A 16,021-nucleotide genomic window follows, 5' to 3' on the forward strand; every position below is an offset into this window, starting at 1 on the left:
AGGATCTCTGAGTGAAGGATAATAATTTTGATGCCAGCAGTCATCAACAAATAAAAACTGCCATTATGTTCGAGATGCCTCATTTGCATTCAGCATGACAACTAAATTAGAATATGAAGATTACAGACCATATAAAAAACGCGAAGGGTAAAACCTTATTTTCTTTTGAATTATTACCGCCTGTAAAAGGGCAGAGCATCCAATGGGTTTACGATGCCATAGAGCCACTTTTGGAGTTTAATCCGCCTTTTATCGATGTAACATCGCTCCGCGAAGATTATATTTATAAAGAACAGGAAAATGGCTTATTGCAAAAGGTTTCTTACCGCAAACGCCCGGGAACCATTGCCATTTGTGCAGCCATTATCCACAAATACAAGGTTGATGCTGTTCCGCATCTCATTTGTGGTGGTTTTACTAAAGAAGAAACAGAAAATGCGCTGATTGACCTGCAGTTTTTAGGCATTGATAACGTACTGGCCTTGCGCGGTGACGCCCGTAAAGCGGATGGGAATTTTGTTCCTACTCCCGGCGGACATAGTTATGCTACCGACCTGATTGAACACATCAAGAACCATAACGAAGGTAAATTCCTGCACGAAGATGTAGAAACCTTTAAAAGTGATTTTTGTATCGGTGTTGCCGGCTATCCGGAAAAACACTTTGAGGCCCCTAATATGAGCACCGATTTCAAATACCTGAAAAAGAAGGTAGAGGCAGGTGCAGAGTTTATCGTAACGCAGATGTTTTTCGATAACCAGAAGTATTTCGATTTTGTAAAGAAATGCCGGGAAAATGATATTAACATTCCTATTATTCCGGGGTTAAAACCTATCAGTACCCTGTCGCAGTTAAATGTGCTCCCTAAGGTTTTTCACATCGATTTACCCGATGAGTTAACAGATGCATTGGCCCACGCTAAAAACAATAACGAGGCAAAAGAAATAGGTACGGAAGCTATGATTAAACAATGTAAAGAACTGATTGACTTTGGTGCACCTGTATTACATTTTTATACCATGGGTCGCCCTGAGCAGACCAAAAAGATTGCCAAAGCTATATTTTAATAAGTGAGCCATCAGGCTGAATTATCCCGCAACCTTAACTATCAGCATAACGGCAAATTGAAATAAATCAATGAATAACCTAAATACCGACCAACAAAACCTTGATGTTTTACTCACAGCAGTTAAACAACAGGGTATAGATTATTTAAACCATATTCAAGAGCGTACAACATCAAGTTCCGCAGAAGTGGGAATTGTTTATGATTTAAATGAAGAAGGTATAGGAGCTAAGAATGCCTTAGCCCAATTTAACGAGCGTTTCGAGCCTCTTATGGTGGCTTCATCTGGCCCAAGGTATTGGGGCTTTGTTACCGGAGGAACAACTCCTGCCGCCATTGCCGGCGATTGGCTATCGACCATCTATGATCAAAATACGCAGAGTGCGATAGGTACTGGCGATATTTCTGCTGTTATCGAGCTTGAAACCATCCAGTTGTTGCTTTCCCTGTTTAACTTACCCAAAGATTATTTTGGTGGTTTTGTAACCGGGGCAACCATGTCTAATTTTACCTGTTTGGCTGTGGCCAGGCAATGGATCGGGAAACAGTTGGGTAAAGATTTTGCAAGGGAAGGGGTATCTGGAACCATAAAAGTATTATCGGCTACCCCACATTCATCGTCTGTAAAATCCTTGTCGATGCTGGGTTTAGGAAGCGGTAATTTTATTCAGGTAAAAGTAATGGAAGGCAATCGCGAAGCGCTGGATGTTGCTGATCTGGAATTAAAAATAAAAGCCTTAAACGGCGAACCTTTTATTTTAATCTCGAGTGGTGGAACGGTAAATACAGTAGATTTTGATGATTTTGAATCGATTAATACCTTAAAGGAAAAATATAATTTCTGGTGGCACATCGATGCAGCTTTTGGCGGCTTTGCATCTTGTTCACCAAGATACCGCCATCTGCTTAAAGGTTGGGAAAATGCCGATAGTATTACCGTTGATTGTCACAAATGGTTAAATGTACCTTATGAAAGTGCGGTATTTTTCGTGAAAGAAAAACACCAATTGTTACAGGTAGAAACGTTTCAGAATTCAAATGCAGCTTATTTGGGCGATCCGATGGAAAACTTTAGCTACCTTAATTTCTTACCAGAAAACTCAAGGCGTTTAAAAGCATTGCCTGCCTGGTTTACCCTTACCAGCTATGGAAAAAAAGGCTATCAGGAAATTGTGGAAAGCAATATTGAAATGGCTTTGCTGTTTGCCGGTTTCATTAACAATCATCCGGCCTTCGAATTACTAGCACCGGTACGTTTAAATACCGTTTGTTTTTCGTTAACAGATGAAAGTTTGGTTGTAACATTCCTGGAAAAGTTAAACACGAAAGGAAAAGTATTCATGACTCCAACATTTTATAATGGGAAAAAAGGAATACGTGCTGCTTTTGTAAACTGGCAGACCTCTGTCGCTGATGTTAAGCTCGCTACGAATGCCATGCTTGAAATTCTTGCAGAACGCTAACCTTAAAAATTATTGTTTTAATGGTATATCATTTATATTTGTAAAAATGAAGTCCGATAGCCTTAAATATATACTGATTGTTTGCGTGGTAACTGCTTTTTTCTTAAAAGCGAGCCATGTGGTTTCATATTTAAGTCATGTTATCAACAATATTGAGCTTTTGTCTACAAATGACGATGCAGCTGAGAAGGAAGAAAAAAAAGTAGAAAGTGAATATACAGTACAGCAGGTCGTATTTCAAGGAGCGTTATATTTCCCGCTTCAAATTTCAAAAAAGGTAATTATCCCTGGTCATTCTTTCCAGTTGGCTTACTTTCCAGAGGTTTTAACCCCACCTCCTTCCATATAAACACACCTTTTAGATTTATTTCCTGTTTCACAGAAACGGAACCAATTTCCTATTTCAAAAATTACAATATAATATATATGAAACGAGCAATTTCATTTGCAGTGCTGTTAGCCGCTGCCTCTTTAAAATTAAATGCGCAAGAAGTTGTGCAACAGAATGTTAAGTCTATCGAAAATGCCATAGGGCAGGTTACTAAACTGGAGCCTGTAAGTTTTAATTATGATACAGCCTGGGCCGAAAAATTAAAATTATCTGCAAGGCCGCAATATGGTTTTGTAGGCGCTGATGCAAAGGCCGCTGTTCCGGGTATTGTTTCGGTACAGGCAAAAGCGTACAGTTCAGGCAAAAATGCTTTTAAAAACGCCACCATTACCAAAGTAGACTACGAAAGCCTGGTACCGCTTTTGGTAGCCAGTATAAAAGAGCAGCAAGAGCAAATAGAGCAATTAAAGGCAGAATTAAACAGTCTAAAATCCAGAAATACAAAGTAGTTTTTTAGTCTTATAGCTGATTCAGGCCAGGAGTAATGTTCTGGCCTTTTTTATTTTTTATATATAAAAAGATCCTGTATAACGCTTAAATTTTTATTTTTATAAAACTAACCGATATAAATCTACAATTAAAAAACAATTATTATGAAAAAGCTTATTCAATTATTCCTGTTTTGTACAGTGCTGGCTATGTTACCTTTGCAAAAGACTAAGGCTGAAAACAGTGCCAGTAAATTTTTTAGCATTGGTTTAAATTTAAGTAATGGAACCGGCGATAACGGATCTATTTACCTGTACGGACCTACTCCAATTAGTGCTTATTTTGGTCCAAGTGGAGGTTCGTATGGCCCGTTGACTGCAGGTACCTATACGGTTATTATTTATACTGCGGCCCCAGGTACACGCACTTTTAGATTTAATGGGCAAGCGATTACCACCAGCTCGGGGAGCGCTACATTTAATAATGTTAGTATTACTTCTACAGCTTTCGCTTCGGTTAATTAAATAATTTAAATTGGTCCGGATTGCAAAATCCGGACCAATCGTTTTTTTGATGTGTAATCTGGTTTAGATTAATTTCTAAAAGGATTAAAATCTTTTCAACAGTAGAAATTACAAATCCCTAACAGCATACTATTACCCTTTTAGCAGATACGCCTTAAACCCTTCAAAATCCACACCTAACTGATCAGCATGTTTTGCTTTGCTTTCTAAAGTTTTTACCTGTTCGGGGATTTCGATTTTGGCAGCAATCTCTTCCGGGAAGATATCCGGAAATTTGCAGGCATGCGCCGTAGATAAAAATACTGCAGCACTTTCATCTGCCGGATTTTCATTTCTGTATTTTTCTACTGCTAAATAGGCAATGGCAGTATGCGGACAGGCCACGTAATTAAACTGATTGTCGATTGCTTTGATTCCGGCCAGCGTCTCTTCGTCGGTAAAACGATAAGCAGTAACCACTTTTTTCAAAGCTTCAACATCCTGGTTAAATAAATCCATAATCCTTACCCAATTGCTTGGTGCACCAACATCCATCGCGTTCGAATAGGTTTGGGTAGAAGGTTTGGTTTCATAGTTGCCGGTTTCTAAAAAGCGCGGAACGGTATCGTTAACATTGGTAGCTGCAATAAATTGTTTTACAGGTAAGCCCAGTTTGTAAGCCAGTAAACCTGCTCCAATATTGCCGAAGTTTCCGCTTGGTACAGAGAAAACTATATCACTGAGCCCTTGTTTTTTCAGCTGTACATAAGTATTGAAATAATAGAACGTTTGTGGGATTAACCTCGAAATATTAATCGAGTTGGCCGAGGTGAGACGGAATTTCGCATTTAGTTCAGCATCGGCAAAAGCCTGTTTTACCAAAGCCTGGCAATCGTCAAAAGTTCCTTTAACCTCAATGGCACGGATGTTTTCTCCGTTGGTGGTTAACTGCAGCTCTTGTATCGGGCTCACTTTCCCTTCTGGATATAGTATCGTTACCCTGGTATTGGGTACACCTAAGAATCCCAAAGCTACTGCACCGCCGGTATCGCCTGAAGTAGCAACCAGCACATCTAAAAGTTGTTCGCCATCTTTTAAGAAATAGGCCATTACACGGCTCATAAAGCGGGCGCCAAAATCTTTAAAAGCCAAAGACGGACCATGGAAAAGCTCTAAAACGAAGGTTTTATCATCTAATTTAACAGCTGGTGCCTCAAAATTAATGGCATCAGCTATAAGGTCCTTTAAGTCAGCTGCCGGAATTTCATCTTTCAGCAATACAGAAGCTACCTGATACGCGATTTCGGGTAAAGTATACTGTTCAATATTTTCGATAAAAGCAGCATCCAGCTGTGGAATTTCGACAGGCATATATAATCCCTTATCCTGTGGCATGCTGTTAAAAACGGCTTCTTTAAAAGAAACGCGTAAATCTTTATTGTTGGTTGAGTATAGTTTCATTTTAAGGTATAAGGTTTAGGGTGTAAGGTTTATGGCTGAGCAGTAGGTATGTCCCACGCCTTATGCCTTTTACCTTACACCTTACTTACATCACTCTTGGTCCTTCCGCGTTTACAGGAGAAACAAAAGCTTTGCTGTTAATATTTATTTTATGTAAATGTTGTTGTTGAGATTTTGTGATTTTTCTAGCAGTTTCTTCATCTTTGGTTAAGGCGAACACTGATGGGCCTGATCCTGAAATTCCGAAACCAATGGCCCCATTTTCCATGGCCAGGGTCCTCATTTCTTCAAAGCCCGGAATTAAGATCGATCGGGTTGGCTCTACCAGTACATCTTTCATACTTCTCCCGATCAGATCAAAATCGTTCATAAACAAGCCGCTCACCAGTCCGGCTACATTTCCCCATTGGGTAACCGCATCTTTTAACAATACTTTACTGCGGATCATCTGGCGGGCATCTTTGGTAGGCACATCTACCTCAGGATAAACGATTGCTGCATACATGCCTGCAGGTGTAGGCAAAGAAATTACATCGAGCGGCTCGTAGCTTCTAACTAATACAAATCCGCCCAGTAAAGCAGGTGCAACATTATCGGCGTGGCCATAACCACAGGCCAGTTCTTCACCTTTCATAGCAAACGGAACCAGTTCTTTGGTGGTCAGCAAATCGCCCATTAATTTGTTAATGGCAAATAACCCGGCAACTGTACTCGCTGAACTCGAACCTAGGCCACTGCCAATAGGCATCTTTTTGTGCAGTTCAATTTCTACGCCTACATCCAAACGGTTTACGTGTTTCAGGTAGTGCTGTACGCTGGCACTAACAGTGTTTTTTGCAGCATCTAAGGGCAAACGGCCATCATCGCCGGTAATTCTTTTAATCACCACGCCAGGTGTATCGGTGAAACGCATTTCAACTTCATCGCCCGGTTCATTAACGGCAAATCCCAGTACATCGAAACCACAAACTACGTTGGCAACAGTGGCTGGGGCGAAAACTTTTATACTATTTTTCATTATTAATTAGCTTAGCGCTAGGTTAAGCAGTGATTTGGTTTAAATGATATTTTAAATGCACAACATAATCTTCAATAAAATAGGAAAGGTTGTGCAGCTCTGTCTTTCCTTTTCCGGTGTCGCAGGTGTTTTGCAGTTTTTCCGGAGGGATATTTTCAATAACCCGGCAAATCTGGTCATTCGAAAGTTTCCAAAGGGTCTTTATTTCTGCAAAATCAGCTGCCTGGTAATTTTGATAGGCGACCCACTCATCCTGTTGATAAATGATTTTAACCCCCTGCTCGTATTGGCCGACAATGAGGCGGCGGATATTATTGGATGCACTATCAATCAAATGACCCAGCAATTCCTTTTTCGACCATTTGTGCGGTTGTGGCTTGTCATTCCAGGCTTCTTCGCTAATGTTTTCAAAATCAGTCATTGCCTGGTTCACCAGGCGGATGATTTCATTTTTTTGTGCTAAAACTGTATGCATATCTCTAATTGCTCAAAGTTCCTACATTAATGATATCGGCAAAAACACCCGCTGCCGTAACTTCTGCTCCTGCACCCGGACCTTTTACTACCAATGGACGCGATTTATAACGATCGGTGGTGAAAGAAATAATATTATCACTTCCTGAAAGCATAAAGAAAGGATGACTGTCATCAACCATTTGCAAACTGATTTCTACATTTCCGTTTTCCAATTTGCCGATATATCGTAAAACCTTCCCATCCTTGGCGGCGGTATTTTTCAGATCTTCAAAGTAGGCGGCATTGGCCTGTAATTCTGAATAGAAATCTTCTACCGATGTTGCATTTAAACAGGCATCCGGTAAAATATTATCGATTTTTACGTCGCTGGCTTCTAAAGGGTACCCAGCATCGCGTGCCAGGATCAGCATTTTGCGCATAAAATCTTTTCCATTTAAATCATCACGCGGATCGGGTTCGGTATAGCCCAGTTCCTGTGCTTCCTTTACCGTTTCATAAAACCCGGCTTCACCCTTAAAGTTATTAAAGATGTAAGAAATAGTTCCCGATAATATGGCTTCGATGCGCGCCACTTTATCGCCGCTCATCATTAATTCTTTTAAGGTGCGGATAATTGGTAAACCGGCGCCCACATTGGTTTCGTAATAAAAATCTACCCCAAATTTTCGCGCGGTATCTTTAAACGATTTGTATTGCGCAAAATCGGCCGAATTACCTTTCTTATTACAGGTTACTACCGAAATACTGCTTTCGAATATGCCCTGGTAAAATTCAATTGGCGCTTCAGCTGCAGTATTATCAACAAAAACACAGTTGGGCAGGTTCATGGCTTTCATTTTAGCTACAAATTCAGCCAGATTGGCCGGTTCTCCATGGTCAGCTAATTCTGCCTCCCAGCTGTCGAGAGATAAGCCATCTGCGTTAAAAATCATTTTACGTGTATTGCTTATCCCGGCTACCTTTACCTGAAGGTCGTTATTGGCCGCCAGGAAAGGCATTTGTTCTTTTAACTGGTTGAATAGAGTTTTGCCAATGTTTCCGGTTCCCAGGCAAAAGATGTTCAAGGTTCTTTTCAGGTCCGTAAAAAACGCATCGTGCACGGCATTTACAGCTTTTGATAAATCGTCTTTACTGATGATAACCGAGATGTTATACTCTGAAGAGCCCTGTGCAATGGCCCTTACGTTGATACCATTACGGCCAAGTGCACTAAACAAACGACCACTCATACCCGGGGTACGTTTCATGTTTTCGCCTACAATGGCCAAAACGGCCAGGTTATTTTCAACTTCCGGTAATTCGAGCTTTTTGGCGTCTAATTCAAGTTCAAATTCTTTTTTGATCAAGGAAATGGCCTGTGAAGCATCCGTTGGTTTAACTGCAAAAGTAATGCTGTGTTCTGATGACGATTGTGTAATCAAAACCACGTTGATCTGCTCACGCGAGAGTAGTGAGAATAAGCGACCGCTAAAACCGGCTTTACCAACCATACCGCTACCGCTGAGGTTGATGATGCTGATATGATCGATAGATGAAATGCCTTTAATGGGTAAGTTCGACGATTTTACGTCGCTTTTGATATAGGTTCCTGCAAAATCCGGCTCGAAAGTATTTTTAATCACAATCGGGATTTTTTTCATGAAAGCAGGGATCATGGTAGGAGGGTAAATTACTTTCGCTCCAAAATAACTCAGTTCCATGGCTTCAGTATAGCTTAATTCTGGTAAAGAAAAAGCTTTTTTTACAATCCGCGGGTCTGCAGTCATCATGCCGTTTACATCGGTCCAGATTTCTATTTCTTCGGCATTTAAGGCTGCGCCCCAAACTGCCGCGGTATAGTCAGATCCGCCACGGCCCAGGGTGGTTACCCGTCCGGCAGCATTGCTGGCAATAAAACCGGTAACAAAAAGTACCTTGTTTTTATTTTCCTGATAAAAATTGTTGATCAGCATTTCAGTAAGTTCGGTGTCGACCTTTGCCTGACCAAAATTGCTATCCGTTTTGATGTAATCTGCACCGTTCACATAAAGGGTATCGCCAAATTGCTGCGAAGCAATGTGGCTGATCATAAAAGTAGAGCAGCGCTCACCGTAACTTATAATCTGATCCTTGGTCTGTAAACTTAGTTCGCGCAGATTGGTTACAGCCTGCAGCAGGTCTTCCAATTCGTTAAAAAAGATCTTTAAGCGTGTAAATACAGGATTTTGCGCCGCTGCCGGCAACAACGTGCGGATCACGGCAAAATGTTTTGCCTCAATTTCTTTTAAATGTGCATCGTAATCTTCGCCCCGTTCAGCCTTTTCGGCCATATCGGTTAGCAAATTGGTTACACCGCTCATTGCCGATAATACAACTACTGGATTGTTCTTCTGTTTTTCTTCGCCAACCAGGCGCAAGAGGGTTTTAATGTTCTCGGCCGAACCTACGGATGTGCCGCCGAATTTGAGTACTTTCATTAGTCTATATTGGGTTTAACTGTCTGTTGCCGTACCGATCTGTGGTTTAATGCTCATTTGTACAGGTTTCATTCAGCATGGGTTTAAAAAAAAAGCGTCCCGATTTTTATCGGGACGCTTTTTGTGTTTTTTATGTTTCTTTCAACTACAACAATTTAGTCCCGCTGGTTTATACCGGTGGTAATAATAATTGTTGAAATAATTGAAGTGTTAAAATTTGTCATTACTTGGTGTACTTTGTACACTGTAAAGTAGGAGATTATTTTTTTAAAATGCAAATGTTTTTTAATTTTTATTTCGAAATTTCTATTAAAACGTTTAAACAAATGAAATAGCCATATTCCTTTCTGGTACTTCCCGATGGCGCGGTGAGCGGTTTTGTGGTTACTTCTCCATCTTAGTTTTTTATATAATAGTTAATGCCCTGGCTTTTTATTCGAAGTGATATTGGGTAATGCTCACACCATTGCAGCCCTGCGATTGATCTTAAGTTCACTGTAGAGCTGCGCGATAGCCGGTATACTCATTTAGGAGATAGATCCCTTATGAATTGATTTTAAGATAAATTAATCAGGTTAAAATCATTTTCCATCTTTTACTTAGTGTATTTTTTTAAATTTTTTTATGTTCAAAAAATATAATTAATATTCTGATTGTTAGTATTTTAAGTCATAGTGTATTTGCTACAATATGTAAAAAATTACGTTTTAAAACTCGTTTTTGTGAAAGATAAGTCTTTACCTTTGCTGCACTAACTAACTTATTGTTATGAGCAAAAAGAAACTGCAAACGCCAGATTTAGGTTATTTAAATCTAGGCGGTAACATTGCTGTAAAGTACCAGTTATCTCCAGAGGAGCTGATTGATGAAGCCTTATTAAATAATGAAGGTACCATGGCTGCATCCGGTGCACTGGCTATTGATACGGGAAAATTTACCGGACGTTCGCCTAAAGACCGTTTTATTGTATGCGATGAGGTAACCGAAGATCAGGTTTGGTGGGGTGATGTAAATATTAAAATCAGCCCCGAAAAATTCGACCAGTTATATGGTAAGCTTACCGGTTATCTAGGTAACAAAACAATTTATGTACGCGATTCTTCGGCATGCGCAGATCCGGATTATTCGATTTCCATCAGGGTAATTACTGAAACCGCTTATCAGAATCTTTTTGCTCATCATTTATTTATCCGCCCGGAAGCACATCAGCTGGGGATCACGCCCGAATGGACTATTATTGCGGCGCCTGGTTTTACGGCCGATCCCTCGGTGGATGGCACCCGCCAGGGAAATTTCTCCATTATCAATTTTACAAGGAAGATGATCCTTATAGGTGGTACAGGCTATACCGGAGAGATTAAAAAAGGAATATTTTCGGTGTTGAATTTTATACTTCCTATATATAAAAATACGCTTTCCATGCATTGTTCGGCCAATGTGGGTAAAGATGGCGATACAGCTATATTTTTCGGCTTGTCCGGAACGGGCAAAACCACTTTGTCTGCCGATCCCGAACGTGGTTTAATCGGTGATGACGAGCATGGCTGGGGTAATGATTCTGTATTCAACTTCGAGGGCGGCTGTTATGCAAAATGTGTTGATTTAACAGAGGAAAAAGAACCCCAGATATTTAAGGCGATTAAATTTGGTTCCTTATTAGAAAACATCAACTTCTTCCCGGGAACAAAAGATGTGGATTACTCCAACATTGATAAAACGGAAAATACACGTGTTGCTTATCCGATAGACTATATTGATAATGCGATCCTGCCCTCTGTAGCGGCAGTGCCGAAAAATATTTTTTTCCTGACAGCTGATGCATTTGGGGTACTGCCACCTATTTCCAAATTAAATGTTGAACAGGCCATGTTCCACTTTATGAGTGGTTATACCGCAAAAGTTGCCGGAACGGAAGCTGGGGTTACTGAGCCACAGCTCACTTTTTCGGCTTGCTTTGGCAAAGCTTTCCTGCCACTGCATCCTTCCAGGTATGCGGCTTTATTGGGCGATAAGATGAAAAGACATGAGGTAAACGTTTGGCTGGTAAATACCGGATGGAGTGGGGGAGCCTATGGGGTGGGTAAAAGGATGAAATTAAGCTATACGCGCGCCATGATCAGGGCTGCTTTGAACGGTAGTTTAAACCACAACCATTATAAACAACACCATGTATTTAAATTGATGATGCCGCTAAATTGTCCGGGTGTTCCGGACGATATTTTAGATCCTTCTAAAACATGGGATAACCAGGAAGAATATTTTTTAAAGGCCTATCAACTATCTGATGCCTTCGAAGAAAATTTTAAGCAGTTCGAACTGACAAAAGTGTCAAAAAGCAGACATGAAGCGTTAAAATTATGTTAAAAGTAGTTTAAAATGCATTTTTTGAGCAAAAAATTTGCAATTCGATTTTTTTTTAGTTTTTATTGTGAAAGAATTGCCTCGGCTGGGGCAATTTTTTTGTTATACACCCTAGATGATTTGCCGGAACAAAATTCTAAGTAACGATTTAATTGCTTGTTGATTTATTAATTTGTAATTTAAAATCAATTTATAAATTTGTTTTTCGCAACAATTTCGGTTAAGAAACGTTGTGTGTATACAATAGGAAAAAACAGCTAAAAATTAAAAACAAGAACTAAAACTAAAAATTCAAAAAAAATGGCAAACGCACCAAAACCAACAACTGTTAAAAAAGAGAGCTCTTCTAGCGCTTCAAATGTATTTGCAACATTCGTTATTCCAATCTGTATTGTTATTGGATTCTGTGTTTGGAGATTCGTATTCGGAGAAGGAAGCAACTTTATCGATGGCGACAGAGAAAAATTACCATTACCTGGTAACTATCTTGGAACAGCATACAAAGGAGGCCCTATCGTAGCGATCTTGGTTGGATTACTATTGGTAGTAATTGTATTCTCTATCGAGCGTATTATCGTTATTGGTAAAGCGAGTGGAAAAACTAGCTTAGATACTTTCATCCGTAAAGTACAAGGCTTATTAAGCGCAGGAAACATCGAAGCTGCAAAAGCTGAGTGTGATAAACAACAAGGTTCAGTTGCTAACGTAATTAAATCTGGTTTGAAAAAATATAGCGAAGTTGAAGCTGATACCAACATGGATGTTGAGCAATCAATTGTTGCCATCCAAAAAGAGGTTGAAGAAGCTACAGCTTTAGAAATGCCAATGTTAGAGCAAAACTTAACTGTAATTGCAACTTTGGTATCAATCGGTACATTGGTAGGTTTATTGGGTACAGTAACAGGTATGATCCGTGCATTCGCCGGTTTGGCAAACTCTGGTGCTCCAGATCAATCAGCACTTGCGGTAGGTATCTCTGAGGCACTTATCAATACTGCAACTGGTATCTTGGTATCTACTGTGGCAATTATCATGTACAACGTATTAACTTCTAAAATCGACAAGTTAACTTACGCAATCGATGAGGCTGGTTTCAGCATCGTTCAAACATACGCTAGTTCGCATAAATAAGAATTTTGAAAAAATTTTTACCGGCTTTATGGAAAACCGGAAAAAAGATCATCATTATTAAAAAACTAGTAAAAATATTATGCCTAGAATTAAAGTTAAAAGAACAAGTACAGTAACAGACATGACCGCCATGTGTGATGTGGCATCGTTGTTACTTACTTTCTTCATCTTAACTGCTACAGCAAGGCAACCAGAACCATTAACTGTTTCTACACCTTCATCAACGTATGAGTTTAAGGTACCAGTAGAAAACAATGCGATATTAACCATTGGGCAGGGTAAAGTTTTCTTTGAAGTAGCAGGTACAAAAGTAAGAGCGAAAACATTAGAGCTAATGGGCGAACAGTATAAAATATCGTTCACTCCAACAGAAATTCAGCGTTTCTCAAACATAGGGAGTTTCGGTGTGCCGATCCAGAGCTTGAAGTCGCTTATTGCTATGAATGGTGGCGATCGTATGAAACCTGGAGTTCAGCCGGGTATACCTTCAGATTCGACTGACAACCAGTTGAATGCATGGGTTTTAAATGCGCGTAAAGCTACTAAAGAGATCAACAATCAGGATATGCGTATCAGTATCAAAGGTGATGCAAAGGAAGAATATCCTGTAGTTAAAAAGATTATTGATGTACTTCAGAAACAAAGTGTAAACAAATTCTTGTTGGTAACTAACTCTGAAGCTAAAAAGAAATAAGAAATGGCAGAATTAAACACAGGCGGGAAGAAAGCCACGCCAAGGGTTGATATGACCCCCATGGTGGATCTAATGTTTCTTTTGGTAACATTCTTTATCTTAACAACAGTAATCTCTACGCCACAGGCGATGGATATTGCAAAACCGGATAAAAACGAAAAGTTACCTGAAAACAGGTTAGAGCTGAAAGCGAGTAAAACGATGACCATCTTATTGGGTAAAAACAATAAAGTAGCATGGTACATGGGAGTAGCTGGCGAGAGCGCACCAACAATCGAATCAGGTTCACAGATAGAAGATGCTATTGTAAAAAATAGAAAAACAGCTGATGCTTCAGGTGTTGCGGGCGACTTTGTTGTGCTTGTAAAACCAACATCGGGTGCTACCTTTCAGAACTTTGTTGATATTATGGACGAGTTGGAAATTCTTAAAGTAAAGGTTCGTCAGATTGATGATGATAACATCCTTGACAATGAGAAGCAGTTCATGAAAGAAAAAGGAATTTTATAATCAGTAAAACCAATAGTTATGTCGAAGTTAGATATATTCAGAAAAGAATGGCTTGAAGTGGTTTTTGCCGATAAAAACAAAAACTATGGTGCATACCAATTGCGTAAAACCAATGGTGCAACCACTACAAGAGCCTTAATTATTGGATCTATAATCTTCCTTGTTTTATTTTTCTCTCCAAAAATCTATAGCCTGATCAAAGGTTCAATGGATCATGAAGAAGAGCAGGTAAAAGCACAGGAAGTAATTTTAGCTCCACCGCCACCGGTAAACCCGGAAACACCTCCGCCACCACCGGTAGAGCCACCGCCACCAAAGGTTGACCAGGTAAAAATGCCACCTCCAATTGTAAAACCGGATATCGAGGTTCGTGATGAACCACCTACGGTTGAAAAATTGAAAGAAGCTGATCCAGGTCAGAGAGATATCAAAGGTGACCCAACTGCTGATATTGTAATTGCTGAGCCAGTAGGTGAAGGACCAAAAAGGGAAGCTGCGGTTGCAGTTGATGACAATAAGGTTTATGACTTTGTTAGTATCGAGAAACAACCAGAATTCCCGGGAGGTATTGCTAAATTCTATAAGTACTTAGGAGGAGCAATAAAATACCCGCCAATGGCACAAGAAAACAACGTTCAGGGTAAAGTATTTTTATCTTTCGTTGTGGAAAAAGATGGTAAACTAACTGATATCACAGTAACCCGTGGTTTAGGTAGTGGAACCGATGAAGAGGCCATCCGTGTATTGAAAGCCAGTCCGCGTTGGAACCCAGGTATTCAAAACGGTAAGCCGGTAAGGGTAAAATACAACATCAACGTTAACTTTACATTGAACTAATAGTAGATGTTAAATTTTGATATTTTTAAGCAAAAATCGCCTAAACAGCGGTTTTTGCTCATTTTAGGCCTTATCATGTTTGTCTTTTATGTGGTATTGGGCTTTGCATTCATCTTTTACGAACCAATAGCCCTCCGCTTAAGCACTATTCCGCAATGGGGCCGTATCGCAATCGGCATCTTCTTAATTATTTATGCTTTTGTAAGACTTTTAAGCCTGGGTAGGCGCGATTAATCACCTCAATGAAAAATTTCCTCTTAATATTTTGTGTAATAGCTTTACTCGTATCCTGCAAAAGTAAAAATAAGGCTGATGCAGTTAAAGAGACCAGAACCAGCGGGACCTTAAAAATATTGGTTGATGAAAGTGTCGGACCGATTGTTCAAAATCAGATCGATATTTTTAGTTTGGATTATCCGGATGCAAAGTTTCAGACTACCGTAAAACCCGAGGAGAAATTATTGCCTGCATTTTTGAATGATAGCGTAAGGGTAATTGTTTTACCAAGGTTGTTAACCAAAGCTGAAGAAAAGTATTACAATCAGCGAAATATTAAGATTAACTCTTCGCGTTTTGCGATTGATGGTATTGCTTTAATTACCAATCAGGGCAATATTGACAGCACCATTACCGTTAAAGAAGTGATCGATATATTACAGGGGAAGAAATCAGAAAAAAAATTGGTGTTCGATAACGCTTATTCAAGCACTTTTCAATACTTTAAGGAACTTGCTAAAATCAATCAATTTCCAGCTACAGGTGTTTACTCTAAAAATTCTAGCAAAGAAGTCATTAAACTTATTGCAGAAGATAAGAATTTTATTGGTATTTTGGGCGTAAATTGGATTGCAGATCAGAATACTGAAGCGAGTCAATACCTGTCGCAGATAAAAGTATTGGGAGTGAAAAATTTGAAGGGCGAAGTTGGAGATGACCAGTTTTATAAGCCAACCCAGGATAATTTGATCAATGGTGTTTATCCTTTCTTGAGAAATATAAATATTATAGATTGTGAGGGAAGAGATGGTTTAGGCACAGGATTTGCAACATGGTTAAGAAGCCAGAGAGGACAATTGATTGTACTTAAATCTGGACTGGGGCCACATAAGTTAATGCCCAGAGAACTTCACCTGACAAAGTGAAATTAAGATAAAAAATTATAAATTGAACCACGAAGTAAATCTAAAGAGACACTTCATTTTTATTAAATAAAAAAACAGAATA

The 16,021-nt window shown here is 39.5% G+C and carries 16 protein-coding genes; 12 read left to right on the forward strand and 4 right to left on the reverse strand.

The window, feature by feature from the left end; all coding sequences use genetic code 11:
- The first annotated feature begins 113 nt into the window (after positions 1–113).
- The 5 genes from metF (at position 114) to ACFSR6_RS10560 (ending at position 3,873) form a co-directional block, all read left to right on the forward strand.
- Positions 114–1,067, forward strand: coding sequence for a methylenetetrahydrofolate reductase [NAD(P)H] (metF, locus tag ACFSR6_RS10540; RefSeq protein ID WP_379078458.1), 954 nt, complete (start codon positions 114–116; stop codon positions 1,065–1,067).
- Between the two features lie 70 nt (positions 1,068–1,137).
- The gene (locus ACFSR6_RS10545) at positions 1,138–2,529 is read left to right on the forward strand and encodes a pyridoxal phosphate-dependent decarboxylase family protein (protein WP_379078460.1); all 1,392 of its coding nucleotides are present in this window, start codon (positions 1,138–1,140) and stop codon (positions 2,527–2,529) included.
- Positions 2,530–2,575: 46 nt separating this feature from the next.
- Positions 2,576–2,878, forward strand: coding sequence for a hypothetical protein (locus tag ACFSR6_RS10550; protein ID WP_379078462.1), 303 nt, complete (start codon positions 2,576–2,578; stop codon positions 2,876–2,878).
- Between the two features lie 77 nt (positions 2,879–2,955).
- On the forward strand, positions 2,956–3,369 hold the full coding sequence (locus ACFSR6_RS10555) for a tail fiber domain-containing protein (protein WP_379078464.1): 414 nt from the start codon (positions 2,956–2,958) through the stop codon (positions 3,367–3,369).
- 144 nt (positions 3,370–3,513) lie between these two features.
- Positions 3,514–3,873: a hypothetical protein gene (locus ACFSR6_RS10560; protein ID WP_379078466.1), complete on the forward strand. Its 360-nt coding sequence runs from the start codon at positions 3,514–3,516 to the stop codon at positions 3,871–3,873.
- Positions 3,874–4,005: 132 nt separating this feature from the next.
- Here ACFSR6_RS10560 and thrC read toward each other — a convergent pair whose 3' ends face one another.
- From thrC to thrA, 4 genes are all read right to left on the reverse strand, one after another.
- A complete protein-coding gene (gene thrC, locus ACFSR6_RS10565) occupies positions 4,006–5,313 on the reverse strand; it encodes a threonine synthase (RefSeq protein WP_379078468.1) in 1,308 nt (435 codons plus the stop codon).
- Positions 5,314–5,398: 85 nt separating this feature from the next.
- Complete coding sequence (locus ACFSR6_RS10570) at positions 5,399–6,331, reverse strand: homoserine kinase (RefSeq protein WP_379078470.1); 933 nt, start codon at positions 6,329–6,331, stop codon at positions 5,399–5,401.
- Positions 6,332–6,353: 22 nt separating this feature from the next.
- A complete protein-coding gene (locus ACFSR6_RS10575) occupies positions 6,354–6,806 on the reverse strand; it encodes a DinB family protein (protein ID WP_379078472.1) in 453 nt (150 codons plus the stop codon).
- 4 nt (positions 6,807–6,810) lie between these two features.
- Positions 6,811–9,264: a bifunctional aspartate kinase/homoserine dehydrogenase I gene (thrA, locus tag ACFSR6_RS10580; protein ID WP_379078474.1), complete on the reverse strand. Its 2,454-nt coding sequence runs from the start codon at positions 9,262–9,264 to the stop codon at positions 6,811–6,813.
- A gap of 768 nt (positions 9,265–10,032) precedes the next feature.
- Here thrA and pckA point away from each other — a divergent pair.
- From pckA to ACFSR6_RS10615, 7 genes are all read left to right on the forward strand, one after another.
- Complete coding sequence (pckA, locus tag ACFSR6_RS10585) at positions 10,033–11,628, forward strand: phosphoenolpyruvate carboxykinase (ATP) (protein WP_379078476.1); 1,596 nt, start codon at positions 10,033–10,035, stop codon at positions 11,626–11,628.
- A gap of 297 nt (positions 11,629–11,925) precedes the next feature.
- A complete protein-coding gene (locus tag ACFSR6_RS10590; protein ID WP_183765754.1) occupies positions 11,926–12,756 on the forward strand; it encodes a MotA/TolQ/ExbB proton channel family protein in 831 nt (276 codons plus the stop codon).
- A gap of 79 nt (positions 12,757–12,835) precedes the next feature.
- Complete coding sequence (locus ACFSR6_RS10595) at positions 12,836–13,450, forward strand: biopolymer transporter ExbD (protein WP_379078478.1); 615 nt, start codon at positions 12,836–12,838, stop codon at positions 13,448–13,450.
- A gap of 3 nt (positions 13,451–13,453) precedes the next feature.
- Positions 13,454–13,960, forward strand: a complete 507-nt coding sequence (locus ACFSR6_RS10600; protein WP_379078480.1) for an ExbD/TolR family protein — start codon at positions 13,454–13,456, stop codon at positions 13,958–13,960.
- Between the two features lie 18 nt (positions 13,961–13,978).
- On the forward strand, positions 13,979–14,797 hold the full coding sequence (locus ACFSR6_RS10605) for an energy transducer TonB (RefSeq protein ID WP_183765748.1): 819 nt from the start codon (positions 13,979–13,981) through the stop codon (positions 14,795–14,797).
- 6 nt (positions 14,798–14,803) lie between these two features.
- The gene (locus ACFSR6_RS10610; protein ID WP_113949917.1) at positions 14,804–15,031 is read left to right on the forward strand and encodes a hypothetical protein; all 228 of its coding nucleotides are present in this window, start codon (positions 14,804–14,806) and stop codon (positions 15,029–15,031) included.
- A gap of 8 nt (positions 15,032–15,039) precedes the next feature.
- Positions 15,040–15,939, forward strand: coding sequence for a PstS family phosphate ABC transporter substrate-binding protein (locus tag ACFSR6_RS10615; protein WP_379078482.1), 900 nt, complete (start codon positions 15,040–15,042; stop codon positions 15,937–15,939).
- Positions 15,940–16,021 lie beyond the last annotated feature (82 nt).

This window comes from Pedobacter vanadiisoli, from assembly GCF_042684385.1.
Taxonomy (GTDB): Bacteria; Bacteroidota; Bacteroidia; order Sphingobacteriales; family Sphingobacteriaceae; genus Pedobacter; species Pedobacter vanadiisoli.